Annotated in this window: 16 protein-coding genes, 1 tRNA gene and 1 riboswitch; of the genes, 9 read left to right on the forward strand and 8 right to left on the reverse strand. The window is 59.0% G+C overall.

The annotated features are described in order from the left end of the window. Positions 1-30: 30 nt before the first annotated feature. Entirely contained in the window at positions 31-426 is a 396-nt protein-coding gene (msrB, locus tag V8J85_RS04965) for a peptide-methionine (R)-S-oxide reductase MsrB (protein WP_339952574.1), read from the forward strand. A gap of 63 nt (positions 427-489) precedes the next feature. Here the strand turns inward: msrB and V8J85_RS04970 are convergent, their stop codons facing one another. The 3 genes from V8J85_RS04970 to V8J85_RS04980 all read right to left on the reverse strand — a co-directional run bounded on the left by V8J85_RS04970 (position 490) and on the right by V8J85_RS04980 (position 3,128). Next, positions 490-1,338 (reverse strand): hypothetical protein, encoded by an 849-nt coding sequence (locus V8J85_RS04970; protein WP_339952575.1) that lies wholly within the window; start codon positions 1,336-1,338, stop codon positions 490-492. A gap of 62 nt (positions 1,339-1,400) precedes the next feature. Then, complete coding sequence (locus V8J85_RS04975; RefSeq protein ID WP_339952576.1) at positions 1,401-2,258, reverse strand: DMT family transporter; 858 nt, start codon at positions 2,256-2,258, stop codon at positions 1,401-1,403. Positions 2,259-2,330: 72 nt separating this feature from the next. Continuing rightward, a riboswitch (FMN riboswitch) is annotated at positions 2,331-2,476 on the reverse strand. Between the two features lie 166 nt (positions 2,477-2,642). Further along, a complete protein-coding gene (locus tag V8J85_RS04980) occupies positions 2,643-3,128 on the reverse strand; it encodes an outer membrane protein assembly factor BamE (protein ID WP_339952577.1) in 486 nt (161 codons plus the stop codon). A gap of 105 nt (positions 3,129-3,233) precedes the next feature. On the opposite strand from V8J85_RS04980, the gene V8J85_RS04985 reads away from it, so the two are divergent. From V8J85_RS04985 to V8J85_RS05020, 8 genes are all read left to right on the forward strand, one after another. Next, positions 3,234-3,755: a YceD family protein gene (locus V8J85_RS04985; RefSeq protein WP_339952578.1), complete on the forward strand. Its 522-nt coding sequence runs from the start codon at positions 3,234-3,236 to the stop codon at positions 3,753-3,755. Between the two features lie 162 nt (positions 3,756-3,917). Next, positions 3,918-4,124: a 50S ribosomal protein L32 gene (gene rpmF, locus V8J85_RS04990; RefSeq protein ID WP_339952579.1), complete on the forward strand. Its 207-nt coding sequence runs from the start codon at positions 3,918-3,920 to the stop codon at positions 4,122-4,124. A gap of 24 nt (positions 4,125-4,148) precedes the next feature. Continuing rightward, on the forward strand, positions 4,149-5,246 hold the full coding sequence (gene plsX / locus V8J85_RS04995; RefSeq protein ID WP_339952580.1) for a phosphate acyltransferase PlsX: 1,098 nt from the start codon (positions 4,149-4,151) through the stop codon (positions 5,244-5,246). Positions 5,247-5,252: 6 nt separating this feature from the next. After that, entirely contained in the window at positions 5,253-6,224 is a 972-nt protein-coding gene (locus tag V8J85_RS05000; protein ID WP_339952581.1) for a beta-ketoacyl-ACP synthase III, read from the forward strand. Positions 6,225-6,320: 96 nt separating this feature from the next. After that, positions 6,321-6,623, forward strand: coding sequence for an integration host factor subunit alpha (gene ihfA / locus V8J85_RS05005; protein WP_339952582.1), 303 nt, complete (start codon positions 6,321-6,323; stop codon positions 6,621-6,623). Between the two features lie 3 nt (positions 6,624-6,626). Then, positions 6,627-7,193 (forward strand): MerR family transcriptional regulator, encoded by a 567-nt coding sequence (locus tag V8J85_RS05010; RefSeq protein ID WP_339952583.1) that lies wholly within the window; start codon positions 6,627-6,629, stop codon positions 7,191-7,193. A gap of 61 nt (positions 7,194-7,254) precedes the next feature. Then, positions 7,255-7,331 (forward strand) — tRNA-Pro (locus tag V8J85_RS05015). A gap of 62 nt (positions 7,332-7,393) precedes the next feature. Next, on the forward strand, positions 7,394-8,470 hold the full coding sequence (locus V8J85_RS05020; protein ID WP_339952584.1) for a 2'-deoxycytidine 5'-triphosphate deaminase: 1,077 nt from the start codon (positions 7,394-7,396) through the stop codon (positions 8,468-8,470). A gap of 42 nt (positions 8,471-8,512) precedes the next feature. Here the strand turns inward: V8J85_RS05020 and V8J85_RS05025 are convergent, their stop codons facing one another. Genes V8J85_RS05025 through V8J85_RS05045 form a run of 5 tightly spaced genes read right to left on the reverse strand, consistent with a single transcriptional unit; the run spans position 8,513 to position 12,102 of the window. Further along, complete coding sequence (locus V8J85_RS05025) at positions 8,513-8,713, reverse strand: hypothetical protein (protein WP_339952585.1); 201 nt, start codon at positions 8,711-8,713, stop codon at positions 8,513-8,515. A gap of 43 nt (positions 8,714-8,756) precedes the next feature. Continuing rightward, a complete protein-coding gene (gene scpB / locus V8J85_RS05030) occupies positions 8,757-9,401 on the reverse strand; it encodes an SMC-Scp complex subunit ScpB (RefSeq protein WP_339952586.1) in 645 nt (214 codons plus the stop codon). Next, positions 9,394-10,188 (reverse strand): segregation and condensation protein A, encoded by a 795-nt coding sequence (locus tag V8J85_RS05035; protein WP_339952587.1) that lies wholly within the window; start codon positions 10,186-10,188, stop codon positions 9,394-9,396. Before V8J85_RS05035 ends, scpB begins: the two co-directional genes overlap by 8 nt. A 6-nt stretch (positions 10,189-10,194) precedes the next feature. Further along, positions 10,195-11,184: a glycoside hydrolase family 3 N-terminal domain-containing protein gene (locus tag V8J85_RS05040; protein ID WP_339952588.1), complete on the reverse strand. Its 990-nt coding sequence runs from the start codon at positions 11,182-11,184 to the stop codon at positions 10,195-10,197. Next, positions 11,185-12,102 carry an SPOR domain-containing protein gene (locus V8J85_RS05045; RefSeq protein WP_339952589.1) on the reverse strand — a complete coding sequence of 306 codons (918 nt, stop codon included), beginning with the start codon at positions 12,100-12,102 and terminating at the stop codon, positions 11,185-11,187. Positions 12,103-12,117: the final 15 nt, after the last annotated feature.

The raw sequence follows: 12,117 nt of genomic DNA on the forward strand, positions 1-12,117 counted from the left end.
GCCAGCGACGGAAAAGGAAGACGGAAAGCAATGGATAAAGTCATCAAATCAGACGGGGAATGGCGCGAACAACTCAGCGAACTCGCCTACAAGGTTACCCGCAAACACGGGACCGAGCGGGCGGGCACCCACGAAAACTTCCCCAAAGGCCCCGGCACCTACATGTGCGTCTGCTGCGGCGCGCCGGTCTTCGACCAGGCACACAAATTCGACAGCGGCACCGGCTGGCCGTCCTTCTACCAACCCGTCGACCCCGAGATGGTCGGCGAAAGCGTGGACCGGAGTTTCTTCATGAAACGGACCGAGGTGCACTGCAACCGCTGCGACGCGCATCTGGGGCACGTGTTCCCCGATGGACCTCAGCCGACTGGGTTAAGGTATTGTATTAATGGGGTCGCGTTGGCGTTTGAGCCGGAGGATGGGTAAGTTTCCCAAATCACGTCCCAGAATTAGTGCTTGTCAGTGAAGATCTCAGTCTTCTGTCCGCAATCATCGCAAATAACATTCGTCAGCGAGGCTAGGGCGCAGCCATTCGTCTGACACCTCGGTAGATGGGCAATCTTCACCAGTGCATATACTTACGGGTTCATCGACAAGGGCGAACCAAGCGATAAATCCCGCGAAAAGTGTCCGGTTGGGGCCTTGATCAATCGGAATACAAACCATCGTAGCTTGTACCACGTTGGTCTGCTCCATATCCCTTGCAAAGCGGTTCGCCCAATCACCTCTGGACCATGCGCCTCTACAAAATTCTTTTCCACCAAAGTCGAAATCAGCACCAACGACGTATTCCTGCAGTATTGCCTGACGCTCTTCCCTCGTGAACTCATGCACCACGCCTTCGCCGTAAAGAACCTTCTCGCGGCCATCATGCTTTACGGTGATGTCCCATTTGCTATCGAGCAACTCGAACCCCATAGGTGAGAGACATATTGAGACGTATCCGTCCAATTCCAATACCGCATCCAGCCCTGAGATTCTCTCGGCAAGATCGGACTCGAAATTATCCCCGCAGGGTATTTGACGGTGGCGAGCATCACGACCAAAGCCCTCGTTGACATAGCATTTGCTGTCACTGACCCCACCCTCACGGGTGATCAAACCCGACGCATTCAAACCTGGATCATGAATTTGGTAGCTGAGTATTTCGGCACGTAACGGCACCTTGAATGCAATGCGGTCTCGTGCCGAACAGTTGGGGTGGTTTTCAATGGGCGTATATTGACCATAGAACCGGTTTCCAAAGCCTTCTTCAACTATTCTCGTATCCGCATAAGTGTTTTCTGGCATCAAAACCAGAAACAAGCTGCTGAAAGTCATGGCGGTAACACAATTCATGTAATACTCCTATCCTCTTAGCACCAACATAGGTAAGTGATGCTGCCATTTCAACGCATACGCTACGCCTCCTCCCGCATCACCCAAGCCCCTGCCACCAAAATCACCACCGCACCGACCCACATCAACCCCGGTGGTGCAAACCCGAAAAACACCAACCCCAACAACACGTTCAGCGGCAACTTCAAATGATCGAACGGCTGCAGATACGCCGCATCCGCCACCACATAGGCACGCACCAGCAAATACTGCGCCCCCGCGATCAGCAACCCGGACAACGCCACCAGCCACAGCGCCTCTGCCGCCACGGCGAACCCGGACCCCAAAGCGGCGATCCCGTTCACCGGCACCAACAGCACCAGAAGCGCCAGCGTCAACGTCCCCGCATCCTCGGTCGTGGTGAGGCGCTTGGTGACAAGCGACGAACCCGCCCAGAACGCAGCCGCGCCTACCGGTAACAGAGCGACCCACGTAAACGCCTCCTCCCACGGTGCCAAGATCAGCACACCGCCGAAACCACCTAGCAAGACCGCCAGAACACGCGACCGTGTCAGCCGCTCGCGCAAGATCAAACCCGCCCCCAATGTCACGAACAATGGTGATGTCAGGATCAGCGCGACGGCCTGCCAGATCGGCACATAAGCCAAACCCGCGACCCATAGCTGCACGCCGACAGCGGCCAAAATCACCCTTAGCATATGCAATCCGGGCCGCCCCGTACGCCACGGGGCAAACCAGACCAACGGCAAGGCAGCGACGCACGCCAGCGCATATTGCCAGAACGCGATCGTCGGCGACGCCACGCCATACAGCATCCCTGCCCCCTGAACGGCCGTATTGGCACCGGCAAACAACGCGCCCGCAGTGACAAAATACAAAGGGCCCATCACGGCCCCGGTTTTCATTTCCATCTGGATCATCGCATCTGTCCTTTCTCCTTGCGCATGACCCAAGGCAAACAGGACAGACCGGGCGCAAAAGCACCCGGGCTTACCCGCTCTCTTCCATCCGGACTGTGACCGTCGGCTCAGGCCTCTCACCTGATCTGCTGACCCTTTGGACAACCAAAGGCGCTCGCGGGCTTGGGGACGCACCCCATACCGCCGGTGGGGAATTCCACCCCGCCCTGAGAACAGTATGACGCTAGCGGTCAATGAACATTATATCAATAGTGTATCAATTTGCGCGGGCAACGCGCGTTGCGTTAACCGGCCTTCGTCCGTACGCGGCGGTCCGATGGAATTCCGATGAAAATCCGATAGAATTCCGATCGGCGATTTGGCTGTGTTAACAGAGATGCAAAGTCAGATATCGTCCGGGCTTTCACCCAGCAACGTCCCTGCATCGATCCGGCCCAAGCTGCCCAAAAGCTGGCTCAGCACGGTCACATCATTGATGCCATCATCCGTCACACGACGATCGAGAGAGACGACGCGGCCATCCTCGAGCGTGAAGCGTTCTATGTTCCGCACAACACCTTCAGGGGTGAAGGAAATGGCCAGAATCTCGCGGCTCACCTCCTCGGGGGCCAACGCGCCGAAATGGCGGAATTGGCTGGAAACATAGAATAAAGCGTCGTTTTCAAAGACGGCATTCGTGGTCGGTGGACCGAAACTTTCGATCACGCTTTCGCGGGTGCTTTGGCCGACTTGAACACTGGCCAATTCGGCATCCGTCGGGGTGAAACCGTGAAAACGGTTCATCGGTGTGCAACCGGCCGACATCGCCAAAACAAGCGTCAGGGCCGTGGCGCGCCGCCACGTGATCATATTGCCTGTCTTGCCGCTCATTTCAGTCCTCTTGCCTTGGCATTTCATGCCTTTTGCCCTAGTACATGACATCCCGCACCGAATTCAAGAATGGATGGCGTTTTGGCGAAATTGCCACGATCACAGTTGCGTTTAAGCGATCTGACAACGCGCGGCGCGACACCCTTTTCGCTTGTCCCGACGGCGGATGAACGCAAGGCAATCGCGGACGCGCTGGGGATCGCAGGGGTCAAAAAACTCAGCTTTTCCGGTCAGTTAGAACCTGTCGGCAAATCCGACTGGGCGCTTGATGCGGTATTGGGCGCCACTGTTGTACAGGCCTGCGTCATCTCGCTTATCCCCGTCACGACCCGGATCGATGAGGGCGTCAATCGGCGCTACATGACCGACTTGCCCCAGGTCACCACAGGCGAAATCGAGATGCCGCAGGACGACACGATCGATCCGCTGCCCGCGGCGCTCGATCTTGCGGCGGTGATGATCGAGGCCCTTTCACTTGCCCTGCCGCAATACCCCAAAGCCGAAGGTGCTACGCTGGGTGACGCCGTATTCACCGAAGATGGCATAACGCCCATGTCAGACGACGATGCCAAACCCTTTGCGGAACTCGCCAGTTTCCGCGAGCGCTTTGAAAAGAAAGAGGAATAACGCCACGTGACGGTGGTTGGAAAAAGGCTTGCACAAACACGGAATCGCAGTATGTTCGCGGCCTCTTTTACATCGAGTCTCGACAGGGCCGTCACGATGGCGTAGGACCCGCCGAGAGCGAAGGAAATCAGGGCTGTGGCCCTAACATGATAGGGTTGAGACATGGCTGTCCAGCAGAACAAAGTATCCAAATCACGCCGGAACAACCGGCGCGCGCACGACTCTCTGGTCGCTGCGAACCCCAATGAATGCGAAAACTGCGGTGAACTGAAACGCCCGCATCACATCTGCCCTTCTTGCGGGCATTATGCGACCCGCGAAGTCATTGCTGACACCACGGAAATCGATCTCGAAGACGACGCGGCCTAGACGCGCACATCGGGGTTACGGGGCATGACGGACAGCGCGCCGAACCCGGCCAACGTTATTTCAGTCGACGCCATGGGTGGCGACAACGGGCCTGCAACGGTTGTTGCGGGCCTGTCAAAGTTTTTGGGCAAGGCCTCACTGGCGACAGTGATCCTGCATGGACCAGAATCCGAACTCAAACCTTTGGTGATAAAGCATAAGATCCAAGATCGTGTTGTGATCCGCGACGCCAAAGACGTCGTGCGGATGACGGACGAGCCCAAGGCTGCGTATCGCAAGGGCGCGAAAACATCGATGTGGTCGACGATCGAGGCCGTCAGCAAGGGTGAGGCCGCCGTTTGCGTCAGTTGCGGCAATACCGGCGCGCTGATGCTGATGTCGACCATCCGGCTGCGCAAGACCGACGGGGTCAACAGACCCGCGATTGCGTGCCTCTGGCCCTCGCGCAACCCGACGGGTTTCAACGTTATGTTGGACGCTGGTGCGGATATCCGCGCCGATCAGGACGACCTGCTGAAATATGCGCTGATGGGGGCGTCGTACGCGCGCAACGGGATGGATATCGACCGCCCGCGTGTCGGCCTTTTGAACGTCGGGACCGAGGAACACAAAGGCCGGGCCGAGTTGAAGGTCGCCCACGAACTTATTGCGACTGCTGCAGAAATAGGTGATTTCGACTATGTCGGTTTTATCGAAGGTGGCGATCTGCCATCCGACAAAATCGACGTGATCGTCACTGACGGCTTTACCGGCAATGTCGCACTCAAAACCGGTGAGGGCACGGCCAGCCTGATCAGTGAATTCCTGCGCGCCGCATTTATGAAAACACCGCTTGCCATGCTGGCCGCGATCCTTGCCCGGGGTTCGCTGCAACGGTTGCGCAAGCGGATCGATCCACGGCGGGTGAATGGTGGCGTGTTCCTTGGCCTCAATCAAACGGTGGTCAAGAGCCATGGATCAGCCGACGCCACAGGAATGGCCGCCGCGCTGCATCTTGCCTACCGGCTGGCGCAAAGCGGATTTTCGGACAAACTCGCCGCACGGGTTGCATCCGCAGCCGCCCTTGCCCAAGATACCGGTCAAGAAGGTGAAGCGGAAGAACCCGACACCGAGGCAAGCTAGAGCAGCATGACACGTCGCGCAGTCGTCAAAGGGGTTGGGCATTATCTGCCGGAACGTGTCGTTCCGAATTCAGAATTCGAAAAGACGCTAGAGACCAGCGATACCTGGATCAAGACCCGATCCGGCATCGAACGCCGTCATTTCGCGGCCCCCGGTGAAACGACGTCAGACCTGGCGACCCACGCCGCCAAGGCCGCGTTGAAGATGGCCGGTATGGATGGCAACGACATCGACGCCATTGTCCTTGCAACCTCGACTGCCGATCTGACCTTCCCCTCCGCCGCCACAATGGTACAGCACGCGATCGGCAATACCACCGGCTATGCCTTTGACGTCCAAGCGGTTTGCGCCGGTTTCGTTTATGCGCTTTCGAATGCCAACGCGCTCATCACATCCGGCCAAGCAGACCGTGTGATGGTGATTGGCGCGGAAACATTCAGCCGCATCATGGACTGGTCGGACAGGTCAACCTGCGTGCTGTTCGGTGACGGGGCTGGTGCCGTCATCCTCGCGGCAGAGGGCGGCGATGGCACATCCGCCGACCGCGGGATCCTGTCGACCGACCTTAACTCGGACGGACGCTACAAGGACCTGCTTTACGTCGATGGCGGCGTGTCGACCCAAAACACCGGCATGCTGCGGATGGAGGGCAAAGAGGTCTTCCGCCACGCCGTGGAAAAACTGGCCCAGACCGCGCATACTGCCCTGGACAAGGTCGGGCTTGGCCCCGATGACGTGACCTGGGTGGTGCCGCATCAGGCCAATATCCGGATCATCCAATCCACGGCCAAGAAACTGGGCGTCGAAATGGACCGTGTTGTGGTGACCGTTCAGGACCACGGCAACACATCCGCCGCGTCGATCCCGCTGGCCCTTTCGGTCGGTGTGGCCAATGGGCAGATCAAACAGGGTGACCTGATCGTGACCGAGGCGATTGGCGGCGGCCTTGCCTGGGGTGCGGTGGTTCTGCGCTGGTAAGCAGAAACATACTGTCAAGGCCGATTGCCAAGTCCTTGTTATTGACTCTTATTTTGCGCCGCGCGTATGTTTCTTGGAATACTTAAGGGGGTTTTGATGACCGGAAAAACGTTAACCCGCATGGATTTGGCAGACGCAGTTCATAGCGAAGTCGGATTATCGCGCAACGACAGTGCCGATCTTGTCGAAAGTGTGCTGGGTCACATTTCGGATGCGCTCGTATCCGGGGAGACGGTGAAAATTTCTTCATTCGGCACATTTTCCGTCCGGGAAAAGGCCGCCCGCGTGGGTCGCAACCCGAAAACCGGGGAAGAGGTTCCCATTCACCCGCGCCGCGTGCTGACCTTCCGTCCTTCGCACTTGATGAAGGATCGGGTGGCCGCGGGCAATAAATCGTAAGCCATGGCAAAGGCCAAAGACGCCTTTCGAACCATCAGCGAAGTCGCCGAATGGCTTGAAACGCCGACCCACGTGTTGCGGTTCTGGGAAAGCAAATTCAGCCAGATCAAGCCGGTGAAGGGCGCCGGTGGCCGCCGCTATTACCGCCCGACCGATATGGATTTATTGGGCGGAATCAAATACTTGCTGCATGAACAGGGCATGACGATCAAGGGCACGCAAAAGCTGCTGCGCGAAAAGGGTGTCAAGCATGTGGCCAGCCTTGGCCTGTCGATGACAGTGCCGGAACCCGCCCTACCACCAGCCGAGAAACCTATACCCGAACCAAAACCTGCACCGCCAAAGAAAGCCGCGGCGCCCACACCGGAGCAGGACACGCTCCCTTTCGACGATCATCAGGTCCCCGATACGCCACAGATCGATTGGCCCGCGTTCCCGGACGAGATCGACAACCTGCCGGCCCGGTCGTTCGGTGTCATCTCGGCGGATGGATCGGGTCGAAATGCTGCACAACTTACGCCGCTGGTTGCCCGCCTGCACGCGCTGCGCAACCGGATGCGGCAGACCTGACGTCTTGGCAATGCTTTTCGGGCTTGCCCCCAAACGCATATTCGTTATGAAAGTCCAACGTCGGGCTATGGCGCAGCCTGGTAGCGCGTCCGTCTGGGGGACGGAAGGTCGCAGGTTCAAGTCCTGCTAGCCCGACCAATCACAACCGCCCGCTTGCGTGTCCGCGCAGCGGGCGTTTTGATACGGGGACGAGGGCCGACATGACAAACGGCGTACTGGCCGATCATCAGATCCGGGATATGATCGGCGCGGGGCAGATCACCGCCGGGGAAATTATAGAATCCAGTCAGATACAACCCGCCTCTCTTGATTTACGTTTGGGTTCAGTGGCTTATCGCGTCCGGGCGTCTTTTCTTGCGGGACGCACACGGACCGTGCGGGAACGGCTCGCCGATTTCACGATGCACGAGGTTCAGCTTGGTGGCGGGGCCGTTCTGGAAAAGGGCTGCGTTTATGTCGTGCCGCTTTTGGAAAGCCTCGCCCTGCCCCAAGGAATGAGCGCTGCGGCCAGCGCAAAATCCTCGATCGGGCGGCTTGACCTGCTGACGCGGATCATCACCGATCACGGGGTAGAGTTCGACCGCGTCCCGCTTGGTTACACAGGTCCGCTTTACGTCGAGATCTGCCCGCGTTCATTCTCTGTCGTCGCGCAACCGGGTCAGATGCTGAACCAGATCATTTTCCGCCATGGAAAGACGTTCCTGTCTGACGATGATCTGACGGCCCTGCATGCGCGAACGCCGATCGTGTCGAGCGATCCGGTCATCTCAGATGGTCTTGGTTTTTCCGTTGACTTGAAACCGGTGGATGGCAACCTCGTTGGCTATCGCGCCAAACCGCATACGGGCGTCATTGACCTGTCAAAACTGAACCACTACGACCCTGCAGAATATTGGGAACCTGTCCATACCAATGACGGCTGGATCATCCTTGATCCCGGCGCTTTCTATATCCTCGTCAGCCGTGAGGCGATCAGCATTCCGCCAATGCAAGCCGCTGAAATGGCACCATATTTGGCGATGGTCGGTGAATTCCGTGTTCACTATGCCGGTTTCTTCGACCCCGGCTTTGGCTATGCCGAGGCGGGCGGCGCAGGTTCACGCGGCGTGCTGGAGGTGCGCTGTCACGAAGCCCCGTTTGTGCTTGAACACGGCCAAATCGTCGGGCGCCTCGTCTATGAAAACATGGCCGCGATGCCCGATGCGCTTTATGGACGCGAGATCAAATCGAATTATCAGGGGCAAGGGTTGAAACTGTCGAAACATTTTCGGATGTAAATTTCCACGCAATCCGGGATCAGGTCCGGGACTGCGCGGCAGTTATCGCATAAACCGCCGCATGACATTCAAACCACGCCGGGCCTGTTGTGTGTTTTGCCGGGCCTGCTGCGCGGTCTGCCGCTCTTCCGGCGTCATATCTTCAGGCCGCTTCCCGCGACGCGCCGCCATGTCGATGCCTGCGTTCATCCCGCGCCGCATCAGCATCCGCATCCCCATATTGATCAGTCGGTTCATGTTCATCTGACATTCTCCATCGCCGCAGCCTTAAGGTAGGCGCTTCTATCTATTCTTCAAAGAGTTCGCTTTGATCTTCGTCCTCATCGGCATCATCCCCCGGTTCACCCAGTTCGGTCGCACCCGGCGGGGGCCGGTTTTCCAACAGACCCGCCGACCGCAATTCCTTGAGTCCGGGGAGGTCGCGCGCATTCTCTAACCCGAAATGATCAAGAAACCCTTGCGTGACGACAAACGTCACTGGCCTTCCGGGCGTCATCCGCCGACGACCCAGCCGGATCCACTCCATCTCGATCAGCTGATCGATCGTACCACGGCTGACGCTGACACCGCGGATTTCCTCGATCTCGGCCCGTGTGACAGGTTGGTGATATGCGACGATCGCCAGCGTCTCGATCGCGGCGCGCGACAGTTTCCGCGTCTCGACCGTTTCCTTCTGCATCAGAAAACCCAGGTCCGGCGCGGTGCGGATCGCCCAGGCATTGTCGATCCTGACGACCTGAACACCCCGCCCCTCATACCGTTTACGCAGATGCACCAAAGCCTCTGCCGGATCGCATCCATGGGGCATACGACCTGTCAGCTCTTTCACCGTCACCGGATCAGCGGTGGCGAACAGGATCGCCTCGACCATACGTTCCTGTTCACCCATAGGTGGCGCCTCGAACAGGCTGTCGTTTTCCGGTTCACTCATCACGCTGATCTTTCCTGCGGATTTGGATAGGGGAGAATGTGTCGCCCTGCCTGATTTCGATCTTGCCTTCCTTGGCGAGCTCCAACGACGCGGCAAAGGTCGCCGCTGTCGTGGACCGAACGCGCTGCGGGTCACCATCCCAGCCATCTGGCAGATAGGTGGAAATATCCGTCCATTCCCCCGCAAATCCGATCAGTTTGCGCATCCGATCCAGCGCCTGCTCCATCGTCATGACATGTTGGCGGTCCATGACGAACGGGCGGAAATCATCCTTGGTGCGGATGCGGGCATAGCCTTGCATCAGGTCGAGCAGTGTCGCCGTGTACGTCACTTTGCGAACCCGTTGGACGTCTTCGGTGATGCCGCGGGCGAAGAAATCACGGCCCAGTTGGTCGCGCGCCATCAGCTTGGCTGCCGCGTTGCGCATGGCCTCCAACCGCTCGAGCTGGAAAGCGAGATGCGCCGCCAGTTCCTCGCCCGTGGGTCCCTCTTCCGATGGGTCTGGTGGCAACAACAGCCGGGACTTCAAAAAGGCCAGCCACGCAGCCATCACCAGATAATCTGCCGCGAGTTCCAGCCGCAGTTGCTTGGCCTTCTCGACGAAGGCAAGGTACTGCTCGGCCAGCGCCAGGATGGAAATCTGCCGCAGATCCACCTTTTGCGTCCGCGACAGCGTCAGTAACAGATCAAGCGGCCCTTCGAAGGCGCCGACATCGACAATCAACGCTTCGGCGGCCATGCGCTCGGTCACACTGATCGTGTCTTCCTGAAACTCGTCGCCCTGCATCTGCCCTCAGCCTAGTAGCGCTGCAAATTCGGCTTCCAGGGCTGGGATGTCAATGTTTTCGGGGGATTTCCGCTGGGCCAAGGCACGATCCGCGCGGGTCTGCGCAGCGCCGGACATCTGCCCGGCCGCGTCGGCCACTTGCACCATTTCGTCCGCGTCACCGTTGCAATGCAGAACGATGTCGCAACCGGCGGAAATGGATGCCTTTGCCCGTTCTGCTGGCGTGCCAGACAAGGCCTCCATGGACAGATCATCGGTCATGATCAGCCCGTCGAAACCGATTTCTTCCCTAATGATCCGCATCATCTTTGCTGAGGTCGTCGCGGGTGCCGAGGGATCAATGTCGGAAAATACGATATGGGCCGTCATGCCCATTGCGATATCGTTCAAAGCCTTGAACGGGGCGAAGTCGCGGGCGGTAAGTTCCGCATGCGGAACGTCAACCCTGGGCAGATCTTTGTGGCTATCCACCGATGCCCGCCCATAGCCCGGAATATGCTTGAGAACCGGCAGCACGCCCCCCGCCAGATGTGCCTCGGCACAGATGCGCGCGGCCTTCACCACCGTCTCTTTATCACCGCCATAAAGCCTGTTCCACAGGACCGGATGCGTCGCATCCTCGACCAGGTCAGCCAGCGGCGCACAATTCACGTCGATGCCGACGGCATACAGCTCCGCCGCGATCAGCCGGTTGCGGACCCATTGCGAACGCATCGGGTCGCTGGCGCGATCCATCTGATCCAGCGCTGGCGGATATTCGCGCCAATGCGGTGCGCGCATGCGCTGCACACGACCGCCTTCCTGATCGATCAGGATTGGTGCATCGCGCCCCACCGTTTCGCGCAATTCGCCCGTCAGGCGACGCAGTTGATCGGGATCAGCGATGTTTCGGGCAAACAGAATGAAACCAAGCGGCTGGGTGTCGCGAAAGAACGCCCGCTCCCAATCCGTGACGACCTGCCCGTCCGGGCCGAAAATCGTCGCGTTCAGCGTCACCTAGTTGACCAAAAGCGCGTTGCAGGAGGCCCCTTCGGCCGAAAGCGCTGCACAGAAACGACGGGCGGCGGCGAGGTCATCAAAGCCAGCCGTGCGCAACCGATACCACGTCCCGCTGCTTTGGTTGCTGACCTGAATCACACGTTCGCGGTCAGTCAGCAATTCACCAAAGCGGCGCTGCAGACGTTCCCATTCGGACGCGGCCAATGTGGGCGATCTGAACGCGCCCAGCTGCACCAGCGGTGTACCGGGTTCGAAAGCTGTCGTGCTGATGGCGACTTCCTCCGCCGGGGCCGCCTGTTGGGGGGCCGTTGCGGGCGCTTCGGCTGCGGCGAGGATTTGCAGGCTGGCAGGCCGGATTGTCGGGCGCTGCGATACGGCAACGCCTGGAACGGACCGTGCAATGATCTCGACGTCAGGCTGGTCGTCTTGTGTGGCTTCTGAAGCGATCTGATCGGCCAACGCAAGGATATCGTCGGTGCTGATATCCGTTTGCTGCACGTCGACATTCTGACGCAATGCCGCCTGCGAGACCTGTTCGGTTTCCGCGGGTACGATCTCATCGGCCTCTGCGGTGGGTTGCACGGCCAAATCAGCCTCAGCCAGGCCGGTCGTCCGCGGGGCCAGTACCAGTCGATCTTCGGGGCCGCCAGCCTCACCCACGGCTGCGACCTCGTTGACGGAAAGGCCGGTATGCCGCGCGACGTCACCACCTGGGTTGTCCGGCAGAACGCGCATCTCGCCTTCCATCGCACGCACAACAGGGATGCCGCTGACATCGCGCATGATCAGCTTGTAGCCCCAGAACGCCACGCCGATAATCAGTGCCAGTGACATCGCCGCCCCGGCATAATTTGCGTAAACACCTGTGCGTGAACCGCCTGCAGCGGGCGCAAACCCGTCGTCGTAAACTGCCATCTCTCGCCTCACCGC

Source organism: Yoonia sp. 2307UL14-13 (assembly GCF_037572755.1).
GTDB lineage: Bacteria > Pseudomonadota > Alphaproteobacteria > Rhodobacterales > Rhodobacteraceae > Yoonia.